At 47.9% G+C, this 26,394-nt stretch carries 28 protein-coding genes, 1 other RNA gene and 2 pseudogenes; 27 read left to right on the forward strand and 4 right to left on the reverse strand.

Features of this window, described 5'->3' with window-relative positions:
* Positions 1-41: 41 nt before the first annotated feature.
* The 19 genes from P40081_RS01035 to P40081_RS01125 all read left to right on the forward strand — a co-directional run bounded on the left by P40081_RS01035 (position 42) and on the right by P40081_RS01125 (position 17,103).
* Positions 42-389, forward strand: coding sequence for a hypothetical protein (locus P40081_RS01035; protein WP_042132775.1), 348 nt, complete (start codon positions 42-44; stop codon positions 387-389).
* A complete protein-coding gene (locus P40081_RS01040; RefSeq protein WP_197074316.1) occupies positions 379-2,070 on the forward strand; it encodes a terminase large subunit in 1,692 nt (563 codons plus the stop codon). Before P40081_RS01035 ends, P40081_RS01040 begins: the two co-directional genes overlap by 11 nt.
* 4 nt (positions 2,071-2,074) lie before the next feature.
* Positions 2,075-3,328 (forward strand): phage portal protein, encoded by a 1,254-nt coding sequence (locus P40081_RS01045; RefSeq protein WP_042132777.1) that lies wholly within the window; start codon positions 2,075-2,077, stop codon positions 3,326-3,328.
* Positions 3,315-3,962 carry an HK97 family phage prohead protease gene (locus tag P40081_RS01050; protein WP_052421611.1) on the forward strand — a complete coding sequence of 216 codons (648 nt, stop codon included), beginning with the start codon at positions 3,315-3,317 and terminating at the stop codon, positions 3,960-3,962. The genes P40081_RS01045 and P40081_RS01050 overlap by 14 nt, the downstream gene beginning before the upstream one ends.
* A 10-nt stretch (positions 3,963-3,972) precedes the next feature.
* Complete coding sequence (locus P40081_RS01055; protein ID WP_052421612.1) at positions 3,973-5,262, forward strand: phage major capsid protein; 1,290 nt, start codon at positions 3,973-3,975, stop codon at positions 5,260-5,262.
* Positions 5,263-5,302: 40 nt separating this feature from the next.
* Entirely contained in the window at positions 5,303-5,602 is a 300-nt protein-coding gene (locus P40081_RS38885) for a hypothetical protein (protein WP_042132778.1), read from the forward strand.
* Positions 5,599-5,868, forward strand: coding sequence for a hypothetical protein (locus tag P40081_RS01065; RefSeq protein ID WP_042132779.1), 270 nt, complete (start codon positions 5,599-5,601; stop codon positions 5,866-5,868). The genes P40081_RS38885 and P40081_RS01065 overlap by 4 nt, the downstream gene beginning before the upstream one ends.
* A 4-nt stretch (positions 5,869-5,872) precedes the next feature.
* Positions 5,873-6,184: a phage head closure protein gene (locus P40081_RS01070; RefSeq protein ID WP_042132780.1), complete on the forward strand. Its 312-nt coding sequence runs from the start codon at positions 5,873-5,875 to the stop codon at positions 6,182-6,184.
* A 1-nt stretch (position 6,185) separates the two neighbouring features.
* On the forward strand, positions 6,186-6,617 hold the full coding sequence (locus tag P40081_RS01075; protein ID WP_156118501.1) for an HK97-gp10 family putative phage morphogenesis protein: 432 nt from the start codon (positions 6,186-6,188) through the stop codon (positions 6,615-6,617).
* Positions 6,618-6,619: 2 nt separating this feature from the next.
* Positions 6,620-6,997, forward strand: a complete 378-nt coding sequence (locus P40081_RS01080; protein WP_042132782.1) for a hypothetical protein — start codon at positions 6,620-6,622, stop codon at positions 6,995-6,997.
* Positions 6,998-7,000: 3 nt separating this feature from the next.
* Positions 7,001-7,888 carry an Ig-like domain-containing domain gene (locus P40081_RS38890; protein ID WP_052421613.1) on the forward strand — a complete coding sequence of 296 codons (888 nt, stop codon included), beginning with the start codon at positions 7,001-7,003 and terminating at the stop codon, positions 7,886-7,888.
* A gap of 61 nt (positions 7,889-7,949) precedes the next feature.
* Positions 7,950-8,318: a hypothetical protein gene (locus P40081_RS01090; RefSeq protein WP_042132783.1), complete on the forward strand. Its 369-nt coding sequence runs from the start codon at positions 7,950-7,952 to the stop codon at positions 8,316-8,318.
* A 20-nt stretch (positions 8,319-8,338) separates the two neighbouring features.
* Positions 8,339-8,614: a hypothetical protein gene (locus P40081_RS01095; RefSeq protein WP_081969784.1), complete on the forward strand. Its 276-nt coding sequence runs from the start codon at positions 8,339-8,341 to the stop codon at positions 8,612-8,614.
* Positions 8,615-8,618: 4 nt separating this feature from the next.
* On the forward strand, positions 8,619-11,114 hold the full coding sequence (locus P40081_RS01100; RefSeq protein WP_042132785.1) for a phage tail tape measure protein: 2,496 nt from the start codon (positions 8,619-8,621) through the stop codon (positions 11,112-11,114).
* On the forward strand, positions 11,111-11,917 hold the full coding sequence (locus P40081_RS01105; RefSeq protein ID WP_042132786.1) for a phage tail domain-containing protein: 807 nt from the start codon (positions 11,111-11,113) through the stop codon (positions 11,915-11,917). Before P40081_RS01100 ends, P40081_RS01105 begins: the two co-directional genes overlap by 4 nt.
* A 12-nt stretch (positions 11,918-11,929) precedes the next feature.
* Complete coding sequence (locus P40081_RS01110) at positions 11,930-12,442, forward strand: hypothetical protein (protein ID WP_042132787.1); 513 nt, start codon at positions 11,930-11,932, stop codon at positions 12,440-12,442.
* Positions 12,443-12,459: 17 nt separating this feature from the next.
* On the forward strand, positions 12,460-13,152 hold the full coding sequence (locus P40081_RS01115) for a hyaluronate lyase N-terminal domain-containing protein (RefSeq protein WP_042132788.1): 693 nt from the start codon (positions 12,460-12,462) through the stop codon (positions 13,150-13,152).
* An 11-nt stretch (positions 13,153-13,163) separates the two neighbouring features.
* A complete protein-coding gene (locus P40081_RS01120) occupies positions 13,164-15,260 on the forward strand; it encodes a hyaluronate lyase N-terminal domain-containing protein (protein ID WP_042132789.1) in 2,097 nt (698 codons plus the stop codon).
* 34 nt (positions 15,261-15,294) lie between these two features.
* On the forward strand, positions 15,295-17,103 hold the full coding sequence (locus P40081_RS01125) for a phage tail spike protein (RefSeq protein WP_042132790.1): 1,809 nt from the start codon (positions 15,295-15,297) through the stop codon (positions 17,101-17,103).
* On the opposite strand, the gene P40081_RS01130 is transcribed toward P40081_RS01125, so the two are convergent.
* Positions 17,097-17,678: a stalk domain-containing protein gene (locus tag P40081_RS01130; RefSeq protein WP_042132791.1), complete on the reverse strand. Its 582-nt coding sequence runs from the start codon at positions 17,676-17,678 to the stop codon at positions 17,097-17,099. The two genes, P40081_RS01125 and P40081_RS01130, sit on opposite strands and share 7 nt — an antisense overlap.
* Positions 17,679-17,876: 198 nt before the next feature.
* On the opposite strand from P40081_RS01130, the gene P40081_RS01135 reads away from it, so the two are divergent.
* The 6 genes and pseudogenes from P40081_RS01135 (at position 17,877) to ssrA (ending at position 21,894) form a co-directional block, all read left to right on the forward strand.
* Positions 17,877-18,140 (forward strand): hemolysin XhlA family protein, encoded by a 264-nt coding sequence (locus P40081_RS01135; protein ID WP_052421614.1) that lies wholly within the window; start codon positions 17,877-17,879, stop codon positions 18,138-18,140.
* 1 nt (position 18,141) lies between these two features.
* Positions 18,142-19,059 carry a peptidoglycan recognition protein family protein gene (locus tag P40081_RS01140; protein ID WP_042132792.1) on the forward strand — a complete coding sequence of 306 codons (918 nt, stop codon included), beginning with the start codon at positions 18,142-18,144 and terminating at the stop codon, positions 19,057-19,059.
* A gap of 11 nt (positions 19,060-19,070) precedes the next feature.
* Positions 19,071-19,433, forward strand: a complete 363-nt coding sequence (locus P40081_RS01145) for a phage holin, LLH family (protein WP_052421615.1) — start codon at positions 19,071-19,073, stop codon at positions 19,431-19,433.
* A gap of 190 nt (positions 19,434-19,623) precedes the next feature.
* Positions 19,624-20,382, forward strand: a complete 759-nt coding sequence (locus tag P40081_RS01150; protein ID WP_042132793.1) for a DUF3800 domain-containing protein — start codon at positions 19,624-19,626, stop codon at positions 20,380-20,382.
* 496 nt (positions 20,383-20,878) lie between these two features.
* Positions 20,879-21,499: pseudogene (locus tag P40081_RS01155) on the forward strand (Rpn family recombination-promoting nuclease/putative transposase); the annotation flags it as partial.
* Positions 21,500-21,508: 9 nt separating this feature from the next.
* Positions 21,509-21,894: a transfer-messenger RNA gene (gene ssrA / locus P40081_RS39960) on the forward strand.
* Between the two features lie 280 nt (positions 21,895-22,174).
* Here ssrA and P40081_RS01160 read toward each other — a convergent pair.
* Complete coding sequence (locus P40081_RS01160) at positions 22,175-23,710, reverse strand: DEAD/DEAH box helicase family protein (protein WP_442950223.1); 1,536 nt, start codon at positions 23,708-23,710, stop codon at positions 22,175-22,177.
* 36 nt (positions 23,711-23,746) lie between these two features.
* A pseudogene (locus P40081_RS39965) lies at positions 23,747-24,363 on the reverse strand (TOTE conflict system archaeo-eukaryotic primase domain-containing protein); the annotation flags it as partial.
* Between the two features lie 263 nt (positions 24,364-24,626).
* Between P40081_RS39965 and P40081_RS01165 the strand changes: the two are divergent.
* Positions 24,627-24,977 carry a hypothetical protein gene (locus P40081_RS01165; RefSeq protein ID WP_042132794.1) on the forward strand — a complete coding sequence of 117 codons (351 nt, stop codon included), beginning with the start codon at positions 24,627-24,629 and terminating at the stop codon, positions 24,975-24,977.
* Between the two features lie 321 nt (positions 24,978-25,298).
* Here P40081_RS01165 and P40081_RS01170 read toward each other — a convergent pair whose 3' ends face one another.
* Complete coding sequence (locus P40081_RS01170) at positions 25,299-25,610, reverse strand: hypothetical protein (RefSeq protein ID WP_042132795.1); 312 nt, start codon at positions 25,608-25,610, stop codon at positions 25,299-25,301.
* 352 nt (positions 25,611-25,962) lie between these two features.
* Here P40081_RS01170 and P40081_RS01175 point away from each other — a divergent pair, with 352 nt between their 5' ends.
* The gene (locus P40081_RS01175; RefSeq protein ID WP_042132796.1) at positions 25,963-26,391 is read left to right on the forward strand and encodes a VOC family protein; all 429 of its coding nucleotides are present in this window, start codon (positions 25,963-25,965) and stop codon (positions 26,389-26,391) included.
* The last annotated feature ends 3 nt before the right edge of the window (positions 26,392-26,394 follow it).

Consider the following 26,394-nt stretch of genomic DNA (forward strand, 5'->3'; position numbering starts at 1 on the left):
CGAACCGAAAATTTTGAAAATGGGAGGAGCTGATCCGTTCTATGGAAAAATCCGAAGTTTATCGGCAAGAACTGTCGAAGTTGCGTGAGATCTTCAAGGAGGTTGAACCGGCTAAGATGAAACTGGTCGAGGGCTTGATAGAGGATGCGGCCTTCCTGAAAGCGGAAAATTCAGTGCTGAAGGAGTCGATTGAACGGACCGGGATGGTGAAGATGCATCCCACCAATCCTGACCTTCAAAAGCCGCTGGAGGCAGGCAAGCAGTATCTGAAGAACATCAATTCCTATGCGGTTGTTATCAAAACACTGAACGGAGTGCTGAGCAAAGACGGATTTGAAGGCGATGATGAGTTTGATAAATTCATGCAGCAATCCCGAGATGACTCCTAGCTACCTTCTTCAGTATCATCAGGCCATTCAGAACGGCGAAATCATTGCCGGGATGGAGCTTATTCAGCAGCTGGACAACCTAATCGCTGACTTGAATAACCCTGCTTTTGTTTATGACACTGCGGATGCACACTTTCGGATCTCCTTCATCGAGCGTTTTTGCAAGCATACCAAAAGCCCGTTCTATGGACAGCCGTTCCTCTTGGAGCTATGGGAGAAGGCGTTCATTGAAGCCTTCTATTCCTTCAAGTGGAGCGAAGACGGCTACCTCAACTACTACGGCGAGAAGCCGCCGAAGAAACTACTTCGCCGGTTCAAAAAAGCGATCCTGCTGATTGCCCGGAAGAATGGGAAATCCACGTTGTGCGCTGCGCTTGGTCTGACGGAGCTGCTGTGCGGCACCGGCGGGAATGATATTGTCTGCTCATCGAATGACGATGCACAGGCCAATATCATTTTCGAGGAGATTAATAGCATGCGTGAGCAGTTTGACCCGAAGGATAAGCGAACGCATAAGAACCTGAAGGGCATATTCAATCTGAGGAACAAGAGCAAGGTGTTTAAAATTTCGGACCGGACGCGAAACAAGGAAGGCCGGAACATCGACGGCGCGATCCTGGATGAATCCAATGAGATGAAGGACAATGTCATTGCGAAATCCATTGACCAATCGCAGTCCACGAAGGATGAGCCATGGTTCATCAACATTACGACAGAGGGATTCGTGAATGACGGATACTTGGACCAGGAGCTGAAGTACGGACGCGCTGTGCTGGCGAAGGAGTATGAGGACGAAACCATTCTGAGCTGGCTTTACACGCAGGACAATGAAGCTGAGGTTTGGCAGAATGAGAAATCATGGTCCAAGTCGAATCCCAGCCTGGGTACAATCAAGAAAGCCAAATATATTAAAGACCAGATCCGCAAGGCCCAGCACGACAAGGCCGAGCGGATTTTTATGTTGGCGAAAGACTTTAACATCAAGCAGAATAATGCAGCTGCTTGGCTCTTTCGTGAAGACATTCTCAATGAGAACACCTTTGACCTGGAAGAATTCCGGGGCGCTTTTGCTATCGGGGCTGTCGATCTTTCGAAGTCAGGCGACCTTGCTTGTGCGCGGGCGATGATGATGAAGGGAAATCAGAAGTTCACGGTCTCCCATTACTTTATTCCGGAATCGAAGCTTGACGCTCTTTCTGAAAAAGAACGCAAGCAGTATGAGGAGTGGCTGAGCAAGGAGCTGATCACGTTATCGGATGGCAACGAGAACGACTTCCGGCATGTGACGGCCTGGTTCGTCAAGCTCTTCAAAAGCTACGGGATCAAGTTTTACAAAATCGGCTATGACAAATGGTCCGCCGTGTATTGGGTGAAGGAGATGGAGGACCTTGGCTTCGATATGCAGCGAGTAGATCAGATTTGGGGTGTCATGAGTGAGCCGATGAAGCTGGTTGAAGCTGATTTAAAAAGTAAGTTGATCAATTACAACAATCACGAAATAGACCGGTACTGTCTGGAGAACACAGCCCTTACCATCAATTCCAAGATGGAGATTATGCCGGTGAAAGTGCAAGGCCAGGAGAGCAAGAAGATCGACGGCGCGGTAACCATCATCATTGCTTACCGCATTTACATCGACAACCGTACCGAATTCCTGGAACTTGTAAAGAGAGCGGGGTGAAACAGTGGCATTAATTGATAGCTTTAAGGGGCTGCTTGCCAAACCCAAGGAATTTTTCCGGGCCAAGATGCTGAACGGATATGCGCCCGTCTTCAGCCAATTCGGGAATAACATTTACGCTTCAGATGTGGTCCAGAACTGCATTGACATCATTGCAACGGAGATCAGCAAGCTGCAGCCCCGGCACATTCGTACCGACAGCAACGGCATGCAGATTGTGCAGCGCGGCAATTTGAACCGGCTCTTTAAGTTCGGCCCGAATGACCTGATGACGACACGGGACTTTCTCGAAAAAATCATCTGGCTGCTCTATTTGAATTTCAATGTGTTCATTTACCCGATATACACCAGCACCGTCGGAGAGAACGGAATTGAGAGCCGGACCTATACGGGGATGTATCCGCTAAATCCATACCAGGTTGATTTTCTGCAAGACCCAACCGGCACATTATATGTGAAATTGTTCTTCCAGTCCGGCGAAAGCTTCACGCTTCCGTATTCGGAGGTCATTCACATTCGGAAGAAGTTCTCCATGAACGATATCATGGGCGGCGGTATGAATGGGCAGCCGGATAATGAAGCGCTGCTGAAGGTGCTGAGGATTAACGACACCGTGCTGCAGGGTTTGGAGAAGGGCATCAAGACCAGCATGTCGATCCGAGGAATCATGAAGATTGCAACCATGCTGGATGATGATGCTCAGCGCAAGGAGCGGGAACGATTTGAAAAGCTTGTCTCTTCTGGCGACTCCGGGATTCTTCCCATCGACCTGAAGGGCGACTTCACACCAATTGCCATAGATCCCCGCATGGTGGACAAGGATACCATGACCTTTCTGAAGACAAGCGTCCAGGAGTGGTATGGTGTATCGCTGGCGATGCTGTCCCGTGATTACAAGGACGAGCAGTATCAGGCGTTTTATGAGAGCACGCTTGAACCGATTCTCATCGGTCTAAGTCAAGCCTTTTCCAAAACGCTGTTTTCTCCCCGGGAGCTGGATGTGGGGAATGAGATTGTGTTTTATCAGCGGGACATGATGTACCTCAGCACAACGGCCAAGCTGAGTTTAATCAAGACGGCCGGAGAGCAGGGGCTGCTTTCGGATGATCAGAAATTAGCGCTGCTGGGTTATCCTCCGATCCCTGGAGGGAACCGGATCACGCAGAGCCTGAACTATGTGGACCGTTCCATCATCAACATTTATCAACTCAATAATGCAAAAACCGGGAAGGCGGTGAAAGAGGATGGCGAAGAATAAACTGCCGGCCCTGCACGAGCCGGAACGCCGGGCCTTTGTCATGAATGATCTGCAGGCAGATCCTGCGGGGAATGTGATTCAGGGGCATGCTGCTGTATTTGAGCAGGAAACCATTATTGGCGGCTGGTTCAAGGAAGTGATTGAGCGTGGGGCATTCGACGGTACCGATTTCAAGGATGTAATCATGAGCGTCAATCACGACCTGAAGCGGATTCCTTTGGCCCGTAGCCGGAACAACAATGCGAATTCAACTCTGCAACTCCAAGTGGATCAGCAGGGATTGTATACCCGCGCTGAACTGGATGTAGATAACAACATGGAAGCGAAGGCGCTGTATAGCGCGGTGAACCGGAACGACATTTCCGGGATGTCCTTCATCTTCTCTGTGCGGGATGAGTCCTGGGAAGGGCTTGATACAGATCTTCCCACCCGCCGCATCAAGGACATTGCCAAAGTGTTTGAAATCTCCGCAGTATCCTTTCCGGCTTATGCCGGGACTGATATAAATGCTCGTGACCAGCAGGCACTGGATAGCGCCCGCGCCGCACTGGAGAGTGCGCGGTCTGGACTGGATAGTCAAAGCAGCGAGCTTGAATTGTTGAAACTACGAAATCAAATTTTAGCGAAGGGTTAAGGTGAACTGAATGAATAAGAAAAAACTGATGGCGCTGCTGGCGAAGAAAGAAGCGAGAAAGGCTGAACTGGTGACCCGTTCGGCAACCGTAGAGGTTGTAGCTGAATTGCGGAGTATCAATTCTGAGATGGATGCACTGAACAGCGAAATTGCTGAGCTTCGAGGCATTGTCGACGGCATGCCCGATGATCAAGAGGAAACGCCTGCCGGTGGAAACACGCCACCTGAACAACGTGGAGCGGGACAACCTCCTGCTGGAAACCCTGGGCTGGCACATGTGCTGGCATCCTTTGGCCTTGCCCCGGTTCCACAGCAGCGCTCCAATGAACCGCAAGACCCGTTCTCCACGATTGAATACCGGAACGCCTTCATGGTCTTTGCAAAGACTGGAGAAGTGAAGCCGGAGCTTCGGGCCAATGCCATGACTACGACAACGGATGTATCGGCAGTGATTCCGACCACCATCCTGAATGAAGTCATTAAGAAAATGTCGGTTTACGGTCAAGTCTACAAACGGATTCGTAAGCTGAATATTAAGGGCGGCGTAAGTGTTCCGATTCTTTCGCTGAAGCCAGTGGCGACATGGATCGGACAAGCTGCGGTATCTGACAAACAGAAGGTTACCGCGAACACAAGCGTATCCTTCAATTACTATGGATTGGAATGCAAGGTATCCATTTCCCTGTTGGCCGACACCGTAACGCTTGAGGGCTTTGAATCTACAATTACTGATTTGATTGTGGAAGCCATGATCAAAGCCATTGATCTATCCGTGATTAAAGGCACGGGTGTTGGTGGTCCGCTTGGAATTACGGTGGACACTCGTGTACCGGCAGCTAACAAGGTTGCCATGACTCCGACTGAGTTCGCAAGCTGGGAGCAATGGGCTAAGAAGGTATTGGCTAAGATGCCTTTGGCTCATAAGGCGGGGGCGACATTCATTATGGCTTCTGGCACATTCGAAGGCTACATCAATGGTATGGTCGATGACAACGGCCAGCCAATTGGCCGGATCAACTATGGCATTACCGAAGGCCCACAGGAGCGCTTTGGCGGAAAGGAGGTCATCCTGGTTGAGGATGATGTCATTACCCCTTATGCTGATGCGGCAACGGGCGACGTGGTGGGCCTGTACTGCAATCTGAGCAACTACGCTTTCAACAGCAATCTGCAAATGACCATGTTCCGGTACTTCGATCACGACACGAATGAATGGGTGGACAAGGCGATTCTGATTGCGGACGGCAAACTGCTGAATGCAGACTGCTGCGTAATCATCACGAAGGCAGCAGCATCCTAATAAACGGGGCCGTATGGCCCCCATGAAGGTGGTGAAAACGATGGCTAAGAAAACACAGGCTGCAAAGATTGAAGGCGTTGATCTTTCCAACCAGGCGAGTGAGACCGTATTGCTTTGGAAGGCTACGCGCGAATTGTCTGCAGAAGAGCATGAGCAGCTTTCTATTAAGCTGCGGCAGGAGCAGGAGCATGCCGGTATTAAAATTGTGCTTGTGCCGTTGTCCGTTGACGCAGAAGTGACCGAGCAGACTGCCGATGAGCTGGCGGCAGAGGCAACTACAGAACCGGCAGCGGAGCCGGAGCTGCCAACCGAACCGGATCAAGGCGGGGATGAGCAATGACGGACGAGGAGCTGCTGATTGAATGCAAAGTCGGCCTTGGTTACTCCAGTGCTGCAAATGAGGCAATTGATAGACCGCTGAAGCAGAAGCTTGTGGCTGTGAAGTCCTATTTGCGCGGTGCCGGAGTCACACCGGAAATGCTCGAAGATCCTCTCGCAATCAGCGTCATCGTTATGGGCGTGAGCGATCTATGGGAAGTGAAGTCGGGGGAAGTCAAATTCTCCCCGGCGTTTTTTACATTGTCGAATCAACTGGCGATGAGGTGAACACATGCGGCTGGATAAAGAAATTACTTTGCTGGGCGGGATGACCGACGGCAAGAACGCGATGGGTGATGCTATTAAAGTGCTGAGCCGGAGAACAATATTTGCTGAAAAGAATTCCATCCGGCAATCCGAGTTTTATCAGGCGGCTTCGTCTGGATTGAAGCCGGAGCTGTCCTTCACGGTCTGGACTCTTGAATATCAAGGAGAGAAAAGCTTGGAATTCGAGGGCGTAGCTTACACCATCATCCGCACATTCGACAAAAATGACAAAGAGATGGAGCTGATCTGCTCCGGTCTTACAAATGGGGTGACGTAACATGGCTCGAATGCAACGAGGGGTACGCTCAAGCCGTAATGGCGTGGAGTTTATCAGCAATATTGACCGCACTCAGTACACCATGAAGCGGCTGCAGGCGGCGGCACTGACCGAAATCGGCAGCTATATCCGCAAGAAGATGATCGCGAAGGCGAAGCTTCAGCGGAATATGAAGCGGTCCAAGCGGATTGCGGCTTCCTTCCAATATTGGCGGCGGAAGCGGGAGAATGATTTGCAAATCGGCATCAAGCATAACACCTGGTACGGAGTGAACCAGGAGCTGGGGACGCGAAACCATCCCAAAAAGGCCATTCTGATGAATACCGTCTTTGAGAACGTCGATGATATTCGCCGGATCGCCGGGATCTACATCGCCGCCATTGAAGATGAGAACAAGGCTGCCGGTCTGATTAATGAGGACGGGAGCTGGTAGGCGTGAGCAAGGTTATTTTGATCCGTATGGCTATCAATGCGCTGCTTGAGCCTATTCATCCGGGCATTTACTACGAAATTGCGCCTTCAGATGCGGAGTATCCATTGGGTGTATTCAACCTTCCCAATTCGTATGATGACGGAAGCATGGAGAACTTTGTGCTGGAGGTCGATGGCTGGGATGCTCCGGCTGATGGGGATACGACGGCGCTTGAAATGCTCATGCACCAAATGGATACAGCCATTCATAAACAAGTCATCCGCACCAATGGGATGGCTTTTATTTTTTACCGCGAGAACCGGCTGCCGCTGGACGATCCAGACAAGCGGCTCCGCGGCCGCAGGATCATTTATCAATTACGGACTTTTGGAGGAGGTTAACCGATGGCAGTATATTCGGGTTTTACAAGTACCACCGCTGATCACCTGGTGCTTGATTCCGGGGCATTTTATAAAAACTATGATTTGGCTACCGGAATCGGCACGCTGCTAGGGGCGACAAGAGGCGGCGGGGAATTTTCCGCGAAGCCTACCGTCCGCGCCATTGAAGTAGACGGCGTAAAGGGTAGGGCAAAGGGGTTGAATGCCATTGATGCCTGGGAAGTGTACATCAAGGCCAGTCTGCTGGAGATTACGCCGGAGAGCTTGGCCGTGGCCTTGAGCACTGGCAGCGTCGATTCCGCCAGTAATGAGCAGTATCATGTCATCACCGCAGGGAACACGCTGCAGCTGACAGATTACATCGACAATATCACCTGGGTTGGGCGGCTGTCCGGCAGTAACAATCCGGTAGTCATCCAAATTTACAATGCACTGAGCACGGACGGTGTGACGCTGACCACGGCGGACAAGTCGGAAAGTGTTCTGCCGGTGAACTTTGCGGCTCATTATGATGCGGCGGATCTGGATAAGGTTCCGTTCGCTGTTTACTATCCGAAACTGACCGTGGATACAACGGCTCCTACCGTCACGGTAGCGCCTGCCGATGAGGCCACGGCTGTTCCGGTATCCGCCAATATTGTGTGGACCTTCAGCGAGGCGATAAACCCTTCATCCGTCAATCCGGCTAACTTCCTGCTGTTCAAAGCTTCGGACGGAACACTGGTTCCGGGAGCGCTGTCCCTCAATGTGGCTAAGACTGTTGTTACACTGGACCCGACAGCAAACCTGTCGGCGGCTACGGCCTATGTGGCGATGGTCACGGCAAACGTGAAGGACCTGAAAGGCAATGCGCTGGCAGCCAATACGGCGACCAATTTCATAACGGCGTAAAGAGCGAGGGGGCAGTGATGCCCTCTTTCTTTATGACCACAAATCACAGGAGGAATGAACCATGCAAGTGCGTGCGCTGAAAACAAAGGACATTTTCCCTATGTCGCGGATTTTGAAGAAGATCGGCTTGAAAGATGTGATCCGCGAGGCGGCGGCAAATATGGCCGCGAATGCAAAGTTGGCAAACAAACCGGAGGATAAGAAGAGTGCAGCGGCTTCCGCCCAAATGAAGCTTGGCGCGGATATTGTGGCCACTTTATTTGAGAACCTGTACTTGGCTGAAGAGGAAACCAATGCATTCCTTGCGGATCTGGTGGGCTTGAAGCCGGAGGAGTTCGCGGAGCTGGAGCTGACCGAGACGCTGGGGATCATTGACCAGCTGAAGGGATCAAAAGTGTTCGCAAGTTTTTTGAAACAAGCAAGTCAATAGACGAGGTTGAGGTCATTGACTTGCTGCTGCACCGCTACGGCTCCATAGATTACATCTTGGAGATGGGCTATGAGAGCGGCGTGGAGCAGATCCTGAAGGCTTATGAGAAGGAGACAGAGCAGAAGCAGTGGGATCTTTACCTCATGCGCTATCAGCACATGACGAAGAATGATTTCGTGCCGTTTTCTGATTTTATGCAGAAGCCTGCTCAAAAGGCTGCCGCAAGCACGAAGACCAAAGAAGAAATCTTAGAGGATGCAGAAATGATCTTGGCATCCTTCCGGAAGGTGGGGTGAAGCCGTGGAAATCTTTCGTCTATTCGGCTCCATTTTCATCGACTCCGGCGGCGCAGATGACACGCTGGACCATATTGACGAGCGTGGGAAGTCTGCCGGAGCCAGGTTAAGCGATATTGCGAAGCTGGCCGGAGCTGCGGGGCTGGCGCTTGGCGCGATGGGAGTCGGTGTCGGTGTTGCGGCTGTAAGCTTTACGGATGACTTCCGCAAATCTATGAATGGTCTGGCTGCCGAGACCGGAGCGACCACAGAGGAAATGAAAGGCTTCGAGGAATCCGCCAAGCGGATTTATAACAACGGTATGGGCGAGGATTTTCAGGATATTGCCAAGTCCATGGCGCTGGTGAAGCAGACCACGGGAGAAACAGGCGACGAGCTGGAGAAGCTGACCAACAATGCGCTGCTGCTTCGTGATACCTACGAATATGAAGTGAATGAGTCGGTGCGTTCCAGCGATAAGCTCATGAAGCAGTTTGGACTTAGTGGGGAACAGGCTATGGGCTTGATCGCGGAGGCTTCCCAGAAAGGTCTGAACTATGCGGATGATCTGCTGCCTACCATCGACGAATATTCTGTGTATTTTGCTCAGGCCGGTTTCTCAGCTTCCGAAATGTTTGGGGTGTTTGAGAATGCCAAGCAAGCCGGGGTATTCAACCTGGACTATGCAGCCGATGCCGTGAAAGAATTCGGTATTCGGATGACGGAAAGCGGCGACGCAACCACACAGGTTCTGAATCAAATGGGCCTAGATGGAGCGGGGCTGCAGGCTCAATTCGCCAAAGGCGGCGACGGAGCGCGGGAAGCCTTCAGCAAAGTGGCTGAAACACTCAGCCAGGTAGATGACAAGCAGCAGCAAATCGCATTAGGTGTGTCACTCTTTGGCACCAAGTTTGAGGATGTCGGGGCGGCTGGCGTACTGGCGATGACGGAGCTGAACAGTTCCATTACCGGAACGAACGGAGCGCTGGAGAGTATCAATGCTGTGAAGTATAACACCTTTGGCGAGGCGATGAGCGGGATCAAGCGCCAACTGGAGACCGGGATATTGCTGCCTTTAGGCGAGAAGATCCTGCCGAAGCTGAACGAATTCGCTTCCTGGATCAGCGGCCATATGCCTGAGATCCAGGCGGGAATCAATGCTGCCATTGAAGGAGCCGGTAAAGCATTTGATGGCCTGAGTGCAGCAATAGGCTGGGTAATAGACAACGGAAATATCCTCCTGCCGATTGTGATAGGACTTACGGCAGCCATTGCGGCGCAGTCCATTATTAATACCGTGACGATGGCCTACAAGGCGTGGAAAGCCGCGACGACGGCGCAAACGACGGTTCAATGGCTGCTGAACGCCGCCTTGAATGCAAATCCTCTTGGATTGGTGGCAATCGCTATCGGAGCAGTGGCAGCAGGCGCTTATCTGCTGATTAAGAACTGGGAGCCAGTCTCTGAGTTCTTCGTCAATCTATGGGGTTCCGTTACAGAGATCACTTCTGCAGCCTGGGAAGGCATTAAATCATTCTTCACAGGATTGTGGGACTGGATGGTGTCCTTCCTAACAGAATGGGGTCCGGCTATCCTATTGGTCATTGCTCCGTTCTTAGGCATTCCGCTGATGATCATTCAGCATTGGGATACGATTAAAGCGTTCCTGTTGGAGCTGTGGGACGGCATCAAGGCCGCAGCCATTACGACATGGACCGCAATTAAGGACTCCACGGAGAAGATCTGGAACGGCCTTAAGGCGTTTCTAGCGGGATTGTGGGATGGCATCAAGTCATCTGCCTCAACCGCCTGGGAGAGTATCAAGTCCGCCATATCGACGGTTATCAATGCTACGGTGTCCTGGATTAAGGATACCTGGAACGGCGTGCTGACCTGGTTCCGGGAGCTGCCGGGGAAACTGTACGAGATCGGCACAAATATGTTTAATCGGATGAGAGATGCGGTATCCACGACGATCCTGACGGTGAAGACGGCCATTGTCACGGGGATGACGGCGGCGATAGATTATCTGAAGAAACTTCCGGCAGAGATGCTGCAGATGGGCAAGGATATCATTCAAGGGCTGATCGACGGCATCAAGAATATGATTGGCGGTGTTGGCAATGCCATTTCCAGCATTGCCAGTAAAATCACCGGCGGTATTCGGGATGCCCTGGACATGCATTCTCCATCCCGTGTTATGCGTTCATTGGGGAATGACACGGGTGAAGGTTATGTAATCGGCTTGGAGGACAAGATATCGGCCATTCAGGAGCAATCTGACGCAATGGCAGCAGCTGCATTGCCTTCTGCGGGGGATATGGATGCCGGAGGCTATACGGCAGGCGTGGCAGGTGGTGGCGGCTACGGTAGCGCCAGATTAGCTCAAGAGCCTTACATTGTAGTTGAATTCAATGTAGATGGGAACAGAATTTCGACGGCAATCGCGAAGCCGATGAGCGCCGCGCTTGGGGCATTGACGCGATCCACCGGACGAAGCGGAGGGGTGGCAACGATTTGATAAATCTCATTACGTTAGATGGCAAAGGGTTGATTGATTTCGGGCTAACCCCTCAGCCGGGACATGAACATGCCATGCTGCCGGATACAGTAAGCCGGACAAAGGCCGTTGCTGGCCGTCACGGATTGTACGACTTCGGCAGCACGTTGACATCCCGGCGCTTCGTCTTTCCGTTGATCTTTGCTCAGGAGCCGAGCAGGCACGAGCTTCAACAGCGGATCAGGGCATTTTCCGCATTTCTCCTGGATGCTTACGCCCGGCCAAGGAACATGAAGATGATTTTCAATTATGAGCCGAATGTATATTACATGGTCAAATATGATGGGTCGCTTACTCCAGACCGATTGTTCGAGCGCGGATCGTTCAAGCTGCCACTGGTAGCACATGATCCCTTTGCTCGTTTCATTGTCAATCCGGGGGATATTACCTTGGATTCGGACATCATTTTGGATTCAGACATTCGTTTGAATGATGAATACAGTTATACGGTAGCCGGTACCGGCAGCGTAGAGGTCAATAATTTTGGGACCCTGGCCGCTGAGCCGGAGATTGTTGTCCAAGGGAGCTTCACAACCTTGTCTATCACCGCAAACGGGAAGACCTTCGGTTTTGGATCTTCCATATCCGGCCAGACGCTGGTTATAGACGGGGAACAAATGAAGGTGAAGCTTGGCGGGGCAAATGCCCTATGGAGCATGTCCGGCCATTTTGTAGACCTACTGCCAGGAGTGAATCAAATCACCATAGGAGGGACCGGACTTAATTGCACGGTCTCTTTTAATTTTAAACCGAAATATGCTTAGGAGGCGTGGGTCATGGCAAACTTACAAGATTTACAGGGGACGCAGACTTTACGCGAAGCCTGGCCGAAAATAGAACAGAATGAGCAAGCGATTAACAGCGAAGTTATCAACCATAAGACATCAAGCGCCGCCCATGCCGCCGAAAGCATAACCTATTCGGGGCCGGTTGCGGGTGCGGCCAATATCAAACAAGCGGTGGATTCACATGTAGAATCCGAAGCAGCTCACGCAGCGGAGCACATCACCTATAATGGCACTGTTCAGGGTGCTGCTAACATAAAACAAGCGATTGATTCAGAGTCTGCCCGGATTACTAACCTCGTTGTTAACGCTGGAGATAGCGGTCCTGAAGCACGGGACGCGAGAGTAAGCGGTCCATCGGGTATTACCTATTCTACGTTGAAAATGCGTCTTGATGCTGAAATGACAAATCTCATAAATTTTTTAAATTACATGCCCATCAATGGTGGGGATTTTGACGGTAGTGATCCCTCTGGACCAGTCATAGACGGCGGCACATATTAATTAAGGAGGACAAGCGAATGCCAGTAATAAAAATAAAACGTGGACTTGCTTCAAATGTACCGGCGTTGACTCTGGAAGCCGGGGAACTCGCTCTCGCTACAGATACCGGTAAGCTTTACGCTGGTGATGGAACGAATAAGATCCCTATTAATCCTGATTTGACAGCGGCAGACATTCCTTCGCTTACCCTTGCAAAGATTACAGATGCAGGGACAGCGGCATCAAAAGCAGTAGGGACGGCAGTAGGGAATGTTGTTGTTGTTGAGTCTGGCGGGAAAATTAATCCGGTTTTATTGCCTGCACTGGCAATTACAGATACCTTTCCGGTAGCCTCTCAGGCTGCCATGTTGGCACTGACTGCTGAGGTAGGGGATATAGCGGTGCGGACAGACCTGAGTAAAACCTACATCCTGCGGGTATCCGGCGCGTCAACACTCGCAAACTGGCAGGAAATACTTTCACCGACGGCCGCAGTGTCTAGCGTAGCGGGAAAAACCGGAGCAGTAACGCTAGCTGCTTCAGATGTAGGGCTGGGTAATGTTACAAATGAGAGTAAGGCAACAATGTTCACCAGCCCTAACTTCACTGGTAATCCAACAGTGACTACACAGGCTACGGCGGACAGCAGCACCCGGGCGGCTTCTACAGCGTTCGTTAAAGCTCAGGGTTATCTATCTGCTTCTGATACTATTGACGGCGGCACATTTTAAGGAGGTGCATTATGGCTAACAAAATACAGTTTAAGCGTGGCCTTAAAGCACAACTGCCTACACTTGCTGTCGGAGAACCCGGACTTACTACAGATACCTTAGAATTCTTTGTCGGTTCTGCATCTGGAAATATTCAAATGGCGACGAATAAGGATTTGCGTAATGTAGCCATTGCCAGCGCCTACGGAGTCAATGCTAGCATAGGAACAGTGGATGCTACGGCGCTATTAAACGGGTTGTTCACACTGGCTAAAGCAGCAGGTAAGCGGATCATCTACTTTGATATCCCTCATACCTATGTTGTCACCGGGGACCTGACCAATGCGCGGGATCTAATCCTAGTGGGCGACGGGGCCAAAATCAAAAGTTCAAATCTTAACAATTATTTCATTCAAATTGCAGATGATAACAATACCTATAATGAACGATATAATTCGTTTCCTGAAACAGGAGCCCTCTTCAAAACGGCATCTATCGCTTTAACAAACAAAGCGGTTAACGTAACCATTTGGGGGGATTCGATCAGCACTGGCGGATCGGATGTGCTTGGTATCAAGTATGGAATGAACCATAAAGGTCCAACTGAACAATCACCACAAGGCCTGACTCCGAGCGATTCTTATTATTTGAGATTAATTGACATGCTGACCGCAAAATTCCCGGATGTTTCATTCAACTTCTACAATCGCGCGGTGGGTGGAGCGTTAATTCAAAACTCAGAGGACAATCAGACGTTTAACGGTGTCACAAAGGCATGGTCCGCCCATATCAAGGATACCAACCCAGATATCTTACTGATGGCGTTCGGAATGAATACAAGCCTTGAGTACAGTAAAACCTTTAGGTTTTGCATGGACCGTATCCTGAGTTACATCGATGCGAATTATACTAAGAAACCGTCTATTTGTTGGCTGACTACACCGCGCAGCACGATGGCATTAGGAACGGGGTGGGGAGACTACGGAGCACAATTAAGTAGACACCTTGCGGCTTACGCTGCACGATACTCTGGATTGCTTAAAGGCGGTTATATTATTGACGCTGGGCGGGTATCTGATATTAAGCGGACTGGATTTGACTTCACCATTCCCACAATGCGCGAAATGACGGTATCTGAAATTGTAAGTGGGACGTATTCGGAAAGCGGAGGCGTGTATACATTTGATGCCGATGGAGAAACGATGAATCTGGCTGCCCAGGCTTCTGATTTTGTTATTGAATTTGATTTGAGTGTTACGGGAGCTGCTTCGGGTACAGGCAGTTTATGGTTTGGATATAACTCTGCTGGATCTGAGAGTGTTTGTCTCTTTTTCCCTAACCTTGCCGCATTGGGGCAGATCCAGAACTATACCAATTTTATTGATAGTGAGCATTACTCATATACCGCTGATTATGTGGACTCGGTAAGTTGGAATGGCGGGACTTGGAAGACCATTCGGATCGAGAAGAGAGCTGAGGTCGTGAATATCTATGTGAACGGTGTACGGGTAATTCGTGACACCGCAGCCGTTAACAACCTTCCCGGCAGTATCAGGTTCTTGATGAATGGTACCGGATCGGCCATATACAAAATCCGCAATCTTAAACTCTACAAAGGAAATTACAAGCAATACGTGCCAACTCTTACTGAACGTGATATGTGGGGAGCATTTGTTGACGGGGATTATAATACGAAAGCAGGCACTGGCGGAAACGGTGTAAATCACCCAAGCACTACGGGGCTTGACGCTACGTATCTGCCGGTGCTCCGGGAATTTGTAGACGATCTGGCTTTGATCAGTCAAAAGACAATGTTGTCGCTTGGATTAATCCCCATTCCGCGAATTGTATCCACATGGCAGACAGCGCCAGCGGCAACTTCTACCAGCGGTGCTAATCTAAGATATCAAAACGTTCCACTCACAGATTTTCCGGGAGTGGTATCTTTAACCAAGCCAGATGGCACACGCCTGACACTACGCAAGGATATTCAAAAGTATGATGATGCCATTAAGCTTCTGGCCGGAGAATTTGCAGTGTATGCCTCAGCTGGGTTGCTACAAGTGTTTATTGCCTTCACAGGCACGATAGAGGCGAGTTATACGATCACGGCTTATTACTACGCCTAAGGAAGATATTGCACATTTGAGAGGTGATGCAGCAATGATCAAAGTATATAACCAGAGCATGCAACTGATGGCCTATCTGCAAAATGCATTCGGAATTGGATACGAGGAGCGCCTGAATGAAGTATGGGGCGCTTCTTTTTCTTTGCCTGCCAATGACGAGAAGATTGTAGAATGTCTGCCGCTGCGGTATGTGGAGATTTTTGACGGCGAGGAGCGGGTGGATCTCTTTCGAATCAGCCCGACGAAGACGCAGCGGAGCTATGATGGGCAAACCGTCACTTACAGCTGTGAGCACGTTTTAGCCACACTGATGGATGATATCATGTTTCAATATCACCAGGTCGGCGGCTCCGGCGTTCCAATTGGAAATGTGATTCAATACATCCTTTCCAAACAGGCAACACCGCGCTGGCAGCTGGGATCTTGTGAGTTCTCCACGGAATATGAGTACAATTACGAAAATGACAATCTCATATCAGCCCTATTCGCAATTACAGAACCTTTGGAGTCTGACCACATGTGGACATGGGACACAACCGTAATGCCTTGGAAGCTCAATCTGGTACAGCCTGAGACGCAACCCAGCGCATGGATACGATACGGCAAGAACCTGGAAGGCATCACCGTGGACGAAGATCCTACGCAGTTGATTACCCGGATTTATCCTCTTGGATATGGTGAAGGCGTGAATCAGCTAAACATTACAGAGGTGAATCCAACGGGCCTGCCCTTCATTGATGCGGACACCATCGGAGAATATGGGGTTATCGCTTACCCTTATGTGGACTTGTCTATCGACAATGCGACTACCCTTTATGCCGCGGCAAAATCTGTTCTTGAACAGATGAAGCGCCCAAAGCGGACGTATAGTGTGGAGGGGTTGGAGCTGTACCGGCTAACCGATGATCCTATAGATAAATTCCGAACGGGCGCAATGGTGCGGATCATCGACGAGGAATTAGGGATCGACATCATAGACCGTGTACAGGTCCGGGGGCGGCCTGATATTGAAGGCGCTCCTGGTGACGTTAAACTGGAGATTGCCAATAAGGCTGACAGCCAGGCTACCGATACCAACAAGCTGGCAAATCGGCAGCGAATCAGTGAAACTTATGCTCAAGGCGCAACGAACATCGACACTCAGAATTTTGCGGATAACTGCGATCCCGATCATCCGGCGGTCCTACAGGTGTATGTGCCGGAAGGTACAGCGAGGATTAATAAGCTGCAGCTGTCGTTTCAATCTGAACCGTTCAGGGCGTACAGCAGGGCAATTGCCGCTGCTCCGGCCACAACATCAGGATCAAGCAGCCGGGAAACCACAGCGGACGGTGGAGGGATTGTGGATACTAGAACTGGAGCATATAAATTAGAATCAGGTTTTGCACCAGATCCGACCACATATGAAGGTTCTCACAATCACGGCATTACAAACGGCACTGCTTTGGCAACGGCAAGTGGAGGTTCAGTAGTCTGGGTAGCACATTCAGGACATATCCATAATCCAGCAAACCACGGACATAGAATAGATTTGCCTGATCATACTCATGAAATGGAACATACTCATGAGATTCCAGAACATACACACGAAATAGAGTATGGTATTTTCGAGGGGCCTAGTCCCGGAAGTATTACCTTAACTGTTGATGGAAATTCCGTTCCGGTTAGCTCTACTAGCGGTTCGGACGTAGACATCATTCCATTCCTTTCAAAGGATAGCAACGGACGGGTTCAACGTGGAATATGGCATGAAATACAAATAGCGCCCGATTCACTCGGACGCATAGTAGCAAGTATCAATATGCAACTATTTGTAAATTCAAGAGGCGGTGGTGATTATTGAATATCTATTCTCAAAAACTTTGCAGCAGATTTCGAAAGATATAGTGCGCCGTTCTTAATCATCACTTCATGCTGGCCATCTATACTTTTATATGTTCCTTCTATATTGCTTCCAGGCACTGAAAAAGAGATTGATAATCCATTTATTTCAAACTTGAGGTCTCTGATTTTTCCAGAAGAAATCTCTACATCAACGCCGTAATCATCAACCAGGTTTCTAGCGGATATCCATTCATCCATATTGATTTCAGATGATGTTGGATTTGGCTCTGCAATAGTCGATGCGAATGAGTCATTTGTTTCAGTCACTTTGTTTTCCCCTTTCGAAAGATCAATAGTTTTTTTGGTGTTGTCATATGCCAGATCGTATCCAAGTATTTCACTTATTTCGCGGACTGGTAAGTATGTAGTGCCTTTGTAGACAAGGGGATCGCTTTTCAATTTCTGTTTTTGTCCGTCTATGCTTATCGTGAATTTAGCCAGGGTGGCTTGCACGGTTTGAGTGGTGGCAGCTGCGGCCATCCCGGCCGTACCAATTAGCATGCCAGCCACAAGGCCGACAATAAGTTTTTTCAAGATTCTCAGCTCCTTTAGTCCATATTACCATATATTTCGGCAAATGATGGGAGGGAGATTATATTAAATATGGGAGGTGGATTATGATGGGCCTTAAATAAATAGTACACAGATGACACGCCCTTGTAGGCGTGTTTTTGCGTTTCAGGGAGTCCATTTTGGAGAGGGGGGAAAACGATGCCAGGAGGAGGAGGAACGGTGGCTACAGAGGATAAGCTTGTTGAGATTCAAATTCAGTTAGCGCGAATGGAAAAAACATTGGAGGCTGTCCCAACGCTGACCATTACCATTGAAACAACTCGTGATTTGGCGCGGGAGGCCATGCAATCCACAAAGTCGGCACATCACCGGCTGGATCGGATCGAGGACGGCCAGCGGTGGCTTTGGCGCACTATCGGGGGATCAATCATTACGGTTGTTGCAGCTGCAATTGTAGTGGCTATCAGATTAGGAGGAAATTAACGTGATCAAAGATAAATACCCAATCGAACGGCGCTACATCAATAAGCGTTCTAATGTTCGGCCCGGCACCCGGCTTGTATCGGGTACGCCGGGCTTTTTAGTTGCCCATGATACAGGTAATCCCGGCGCGACTGCAGATAACCATTTCAACTATTTCCAAACTCTTGTGAATCGGTCAGCTTCAGCTCAAACCTTCATTGATGACAAAAAGATTCTGGAAATCATTCCAACCGGCACCGGGACTGACCCAGCCGAAAAGGCTTGGCATGTGCTTTACAACGTGACTACGGACAACAAGCTTTATGGAGATGATGCGAATGATATCGCATTGGGTGTGGAACTGTGCTACGGCGGAAAGATCGACTTTAAAGCAGCCTATGGCCGGTTCGTTTGGTATCTGGCCTATTGCTGTGATAAATGGGGCCTTAACCCGCTGACCCACATCCCATCACATAAGCAGTTGGACCCCACGCGAAAGGGTGACGTTGACCAGGCGTTGGCAACTATGGGAAAGACGCTGAAGGACCTTTTGTATGATGTAGCCAAGGAAATGCAGGAGCAGCCGACTGTGATTGTGGCCCCTATTGCTGCTCAGCTGCCGTCCAATGTAGCGCAGACACTCATTGATGATTATGTATCTCCGGCATGGTTCTCAGCTCGGCAGGCCGGTGATTCGGTGGCTACTCTGCATCTGCACAACCTGGCGAATAACTTGCGGTTAGCATCCTGCATACCGTTGCAGCCTGGATCTATCATGCCATTTACACAATTACCAAAGAGCAATGTGCAGGAATTGGTGTTCCGATGGCTTTCCCCGGGCTGGATGGCGGCCAAGGTTAAGGGCGATAAGACGGCCATGTCATATTACAACAATACGGCAAATCATCTGCGGCGTGCTGCAGGGATGCCAACGGAATAGGAGAGGTTCACATGCAAACACTTATTGATCAAGCTCAGCCTTACATCACGGCCATTGTCTTGGCGCTTATTGGTGTACTTACTACCGTAATACTAAGATCCGTGTCCCTATTGCAGCTTAAAGCGGATGCGTGGTTTGATGCAAAACTTAACGTCCAGCAGCGGGAAATGCTTCATAAAATAGCAACAGAGGGCTTTGCTTACGCACAGACAGTTTATAAGGAATTGGGTGGAGAGGACAAGCTGCAGCAGGCATTGGCTTATGCTGCTGATCAATTGGCAACCAAGGGAATTAAGGCGTCGAGCGAAGAGATTCGGGCAGCAGTTGAAGATGCATACTTGAAGTACAAGGCTACGGTACTGACAAAACAGTAAATTCCCAAACGCTTGTGAATATGTCCGCTGACTTTGGGTAGCGGACATATTTTTTTTATAAAATAATAGGAATATATTATTACTAGACGTAATATACTATTGAGTAGAGTTCATATCTATCATTTCGTAGTTGCATAGTACTAGAATAGGAGGTAATATTTTCATTATACATATACTGGATGGTGATTGAATGTTTTATATAGATGAGTCTGGAAGCATGCCTAAATTCCGCGATGCTAGAAATAAAAATAGATATTTTGTAATTAGCTTTGTTCAAACCGATGACCCGAGACATTTAAAGAGCACTTATAAGAGGGCTATGCGAGTTCTCAGAAGACAGTTTCCGGAATTCTTCGCAAGGATAAATGATCCTAGAGAATGTAAAGCTTCCGAAATGCCACCTTTTATGAAATATTATCTTCTTAAACAACTGATCACAGTGACAGATATAAAAATTGGTCACATGGTAGTGAATAACATGGAAATTGACCAGGTATTTAGAGAGAAACCAGGTAGATCTTTTAATTACTTAATAAAAATTATAATGGAAAATTTCAGCCTCTCTCAAAATGATATCGCAAGTCTTCAGTTGAATGTAGATAACAGAAATACTGCACTGACTGGTCTGAGCGAATTAGAGGGTTATCTATATTATGCATTAGTATTAGACAAAGGCATTATTAGTGATGTGAAAGTAACATATCTTGAATCTTGTGATAATTATAACATTCAAGTAGCTGATCTATTTGCAAATGTCATTTATCAGCGCTTCAGATACAAGCAGATGCCATTCCCACTATATAATGAAATAACTAAAGAGAGCAATTTATCATGTGCATATTCTTATGAATGTTTATATCAACTTATACGACCAAAAATCACTGTACCATTTGTTTTCCCTGTAAGATCTGATATGATTTCTGAAGCTAGTTCAACTTTTGAATTGTGAAAAATGCGAACAAATTGCGAACGTAATGGAAAATAATTGATATTTGGTATTGACTTAGACTAGATCAAATGTTATTCTTACTATACAATATTCAAGTCAGTCCTCAACAAGCGCGAACAATCACGTAAGCTGCCTGTGTGGTAGCCGCCTTGAGGCAAGGATATTGTAAAATTATAAAACTCCGGAAGCACCGGTAACCCCCTACAAATGTTAGGGGGTTCTTTTATTGTTAAGAGAACGTTTATTCGCATAAAGCATGCCCATAGAGGCGATGAGATGTGTATGATAGATTCAGTACTTAATAGGAGCCGACTCCCCTCGGCTCCATATGGAGTAAATTGAAAGACACCTGGAAAGGTGTCTTTTTCGTTATAATGATTGTTTTACGCTGATAATAGTTAGTTTAATCTGAGGGGCTTATACCTCCTTAAAAGGTTCAAAACCATTGATAAATGCTATAATAATAATGAATGGAGCTGATGCCGATGGATTTCTGATGAATCCTTATACGGATAAAGACGATCCGCTCGACAAACAATCCATCTTTGATGTTTACGCCAAGACCTCTGAAGGTAAACTGATTGATATAGAGATGCAGCTGTTTAATAAGTACGACATAGAGAAAAGAACGCTTTTTTATTGGAGCAAACGGTATGCAAGTCAACTCAGTGAGGGTGAGAAGTATCCAGAGCTTAAGAAATGCGTAACGATTAACATTCTAAACTATGCGTTCTTGAAGAATGAGCAATATCATAACGTATTTCATCTGCGGGAAGACCGGACAGGGATATCCTTGATTGACGACATCGAGGTTCATTTCTTGGAATTGCCGAAGCTGGATGAACGTAGTATTCCGTCTGAAGGCGGACTGATCAATTGGTTACTGTTTCTGAAAGGTGCCGATACATCACAATGGGAGGTGCTGAAGATGAATGAGCCAGGGTTGGAGAAGGCAATGGATACCTTGCAATATTTGAGTCAGGATTCGGATGCTAGACGATTGTATGAGGCTAGACAGAAGTATTTGCATGATGAAGCGTCCATGGTTGAAGGGGCAAAGTCTGCTGGGATTATCGAGGGTAAGCTTCAAGTGGCTCGCAACTTGCTGGCAATGGGGATGGATTATGCAGCTGTAGCGAAGGCGACAGGGCTTAGAGAAGATGAAATCAAGTCTATCAAGCTTTAATATGTTGCCTGTTTAGTGATAGAAGTTTCATCAACGCTAAAGCCTATTAAACGGCAAACAACAAACAAACTACGCTTTCGCAGCCTAAGAAACTGTGCGCGTGCTTCTACTCTGCATTGCCCATGTGACAGGGATAGGGGCTAACAAGTAGTGGGATACGCTGTCTCATCTCCGCCTGGGGTGAGCTGAAGAAGACAATCAGGCTGACCCAACGTATAGCCGGTTACGGGGCGATACTCGGGTGACATCAAAACTGTAACTACACTCGTAGAATCTTATGTGCCGTTATCTTCGGACAGGGGGGCGGACTCCCCTCGGCTCCATATGGAGTATCAGTGAAAGACACCCCCTAAGGTGTCTTTTTTCATTTATAATGATTGTTTTATGCTGATAATAGAAGGCTGCTAGGTTAACGGAGCAGGGGATCAATGCTTTGAGAAAGAAAAAACGCAGGAGCATCCTATGAGCGGATGCTCCCGTTTGATCTTTTGTAGATGTCTTGTGATTCGGTTATTAATTTTCCTATTGGCAGGAGCTTAAACTGACGTTCTTTGTTGGGATATAAACAACTAGTTAAGCATGCCCACTCTATTTTGAAGCACTTTCCTACAACTCCGCCCCCCGGTACCCCATCTTACGATATCCCTTCACTCGTTTCTTGAACATCGCCATTAACATTGGAACCTGAAGATCGATGTAATCATATATTTTCACTTCTTCTTTATTCGCATGACTCCGGTGCAGGCGGCCAGCATATTGCTGTAAGGTGCCTGTCCAGGAGATGGGATGGACCAGGAACAAGGTGTCCAGTCTGGCGTCATCGAAGCCTTCACCGATTAGCTTACCCGTAGCGATGACTACACGCTCCTGATCGTCTGGAATAGAAGCAATTTGGGCGCGTAGAGCTTCTCTCTGCTTTTTCCCCATTCCGCCTCTCAGCACAATTATGTTTTTGGCAAAGGCGTGTAATCTCTCTGCAAAATATTCAGCATGAGCGGTCCGTTCAACCAGAAGCAGTGGAGAGCGTCCTTCATCTAAGCAGGTTAACAAATCGTCAAAAATAAGTGTGTTACGCTCCTCATTGTCTACAAGCTGCTGATAGATGTCCTGAATTCCGGCAACCTGTTCCCCTGACTTGATCTGAAAGTGAGTATAACGGGGGACCACCCTTAATGAAAATCCTCTAGAGCTGCTTAGGCTTTTGGCATCCACCTTTAATAGCACAGGTCCAAGCTGGAACCGTACAATGGCTTCCTGTCCGTCCTGACGTTTAGGGGTGGCTGTTAAGCCAAATACATACTTTGCTTTGACTTCCCGCAGAACCTGTTCGAAGCTGTAGGCTGATACGTGGTGACATTCATCCACAATCACCTGGCCGTATTCACTTACGAAGGGCTTAACATTCCCTTTATAGTTGAGGCTCTGAATGACAGCAATGTCGATGATGCCGGTTCGTTTATTTTTACCGCCGCCAATCGTACCGATTGCTTGTTTAGGAACTTCAAGAAAGGTTTGCAAACGTTCCCGCCATTGCTCCATAAGCTCCCGTCGGTGAACCAGAATGAGGGTATTTGTCTTTCTTGAAGCGATAATGCTGGCTGCTACGACAGTTTTGCCGAATGCGGTTGCCGCCGAGAGAACGCCTATATCCCGGTTTAGAATCGCTCTGGCTGCTGTATCTTGGAGAGTGGTCAGCGTACCGGTGAACTCTGCCTCTATTGAGGTTCCAGGCGAACGTTGATCGCTCGAAAAAGGATAACAAATCCGGCAAGCATCCCTAGGCAGAACTACATAATTCTCCAGATCCTCTGCGCATGAGATGACCCGGGGTTTGCCGTAAGTGGAGAGCCGCATCGCTTGTGCTTTATAAAAATCAGGATTGGAGAAGGAAGCTATTTTGATCAGAGCATGAATTGCATTTGAGGGAAGTCCAGACTTGAGGATATAAAGGCGATCCGATTGCAAAATCTGTATTTCAGCAGGTAAAGAGTCCATTAAAACCTCTTCAATCTGAGTCGGATTCCCTTGTAATAAGATTAATCCATCTGAGTCGTGGTCTGATCCCGTAGTAATTCTGTCATTGCTAAAAAGTCCACGCTCCCCGTGCGTGTATATAAATTGCTTTACTTGGTCTTCGCCCATCTTGCCAAGTTCGGATAATATCCCCCATTGATCAGCGTAGGGCTCAAAGCGCTCGTCAACAAAAACACTGTTTCCCTGCTTACGCGGCCCGCCTTGAAGAGGAAGGGCAATGAGGTTGCCGAATCCGCCTTTGGGCAGTGTATCCTGATTGGGAAACAGGCGGTCATAGGATTCCATGCCGATCTGATATCTGTTGTTCATGGTAAGACTCAGCAGGGTCATTCCAAATCTTCTGGCTGTAGCCGCCTCGATATTTCGACTGAAGAAAATCCAGATATGCGCCCCATTGCCGGAACGCGAACGCTCTAAGAGTGCGGGGATTTCAAGGCTTTTACATAGCTCCATCACGGCAGTAACATCCTGCTTCCAATCGTGTTTGTCAAAATCCATAGCCAAAAACCAGCAGGTCTCGTCCTGCAGCATGGGATAGATACCAATCGTCCGGTCTTGCCTTGCATCTAAATGGGCTGACAGCACCTCGCTTGTAAGGGGCATGAAGTTCTGGTGTTTGCAAACGGAGCATTTCACTCTAGGTTTCTTGCAAACGGAAGTCCATTCATTGGCGCAAGCCGGAGAATACCCGGACTTTCCTTGTTATTGCTCCAGCGAATCGGATAAACATCGTCTCTGCCGCGAAAATAACTTTTATACAGGGCGAGCTTATAGTAGACCTCTCAACCGGGTGACTTCCAGCTTAAGTTCCTCAATATGAGCCAGAGCTGCATTGTATTTGTCCTCGATATTGTCCATTGATTGGTCCTCGCGTTTTATTTATATTATACCTTGTAAGTTGCTGAGTAATAATATTGGGGATTATAACCGGATTAAGGAGATCATAGTAATGCTGAAACTAAGTAACTGAACCATTAAAAAGCATTTAAAGAATCTAACGAGGGAAGAGCTTGAGGCTGAAATCTTGAATATGACCAAGATATATCCGATCATTCAGGAGCACTATTTTTCAATACTATTTCCTGATAGTGAGGAAGTCTTAGACAAGTACAAGAAAATTATTGAGAAGGAATTGGTCCACAAGGGAGAGATTCTGCGATACCAGATTATGAAGCAAGCAATAAAAGACTTTAGTAATGTCTCAACAAATAAAGGGCAAATTGCAGAGCTAATGATTTTTACAGTGGAATGTGGAGTAGACTTTACTCTTTCATATGGAGACATAGATGATGAAAAATCTGGGGGGTTCGGAGATGGGATGATGGAGTTGTATAGCGATTATTTAGGATACCTGGAAGAAGAAGACCCTAAGTAGCGTATACGGACGCATTATTTAACCAGTTAGGATTGTGTGATTGCCATGGAGTATGGCTTTGGACATAGGGAGTGCTTTTAGCATTCCTATTCTTTCAATCGATCATATAAAAAACAAGGACTTTGGAGGGCTCATCCATGTCCTTGTTCTCGTTTATAGCAGCTTTTCGAAGGCGGTGGGCTTGAGGACTGTTGCAGATTATATTACTGCTTAATACGCAATATTACAGATTGGGCCGCCTGATTTCCGCTCAAGGGAGCAGGGTTTGTGACTGACTTTTATATGAAGGATTAAAGGTGGGTTATTTCGGACTGTTTTTGTTTAGGTCAGGTTTGGACCAATATATTCTAGCCCGACAAGATCAGAACGATGTATTTTTCTGAAGCCTAAAAATTTCACCGGGGTAGCTGTGGTATCAAAAATATTCATTGAAACCATGCCATTACGCGAAATTCCTAAAAATTGAAATGTGAATTCTCCCATCGTAGAGGTCCCGGATTTATAAAAATGACCCACTCTACCTAGATCAAATTCTTCCGTTAAAGTTTCTTGTGGTAAATAGTATTGCGAATCTCCAGGCTGATCCGGTCTTGAGGGATAGTGAAAATGATAGTGGTTATGATATTGATTCATTAACGTAGCTCCTTTTCGTTCTTTTGTAATTTTATTCACAAGATAGGTATATGCCAAATTTAATAAATGGTTCTTTCACTAAGTCTTGTTTTGGATATATTTTACAATTTATGTTTAGAATACGGGAATAGAAAAGAATGAACCTGAAGTCCGCATTGAGATTTTAGATAATAATGGGCTAGGCGGCTTTGGAATTGTATTTGTAATAAGCTGCTCCTGATTAGGCCAGAAGTTGGGTCGCCTACAGCAAAATAAAAATAAGACCATACGTTCGCAAAAACCGTATATTTTCTTCAAATTTGGTGTATAATAAGGCTGACTGTTAAGCTTATTCCAAAGGGGATGAAGAATGATGTCAATCCGTTTGAACCCGTATTTTGTATTTAACGGAAACACAAGAGAAGCGCTTTATTTCTATGAAAAAGCGCTGCATGGCAGCGTAGTCGCAATCACGACGTTCGGAGACCTGCCGGAAGATCCGGAGCATCCGCTGACCGATGAGATGAAAACGCTTGTGATGCATGCGCATCTGAAGGTCGGTAATGCAGATCTCATGTTCTCCGATACTTTTCCGGGCACGTCACATCAGGCGGACGGGGATACGGTTCAGATTGCCATTCATCCTGCAGAAGAGGCAGACGCACGGGAGATTTTTGCTGCACTGGAAGACGGCGGTCAAGTGATCATGCCTCTGCAGAAGACGGATTGGAGCCCTTTGTATGGAATTGTGAAGGACAAGTTCGGCGTTACTTTTCAAGTGAATGTCCCCGGGGAGGAATAACTT

Source organism: Paenibacillus sp. FSL P4-0081 (genome assembly GCF_000758565.1).
Lineage (GTDB): Bacteria > Bacillota > Bacilli > Paenibacillales > Paenibacillaceae > Paenibacillus_AQ > Paenibacillus_AQ phytohabitans.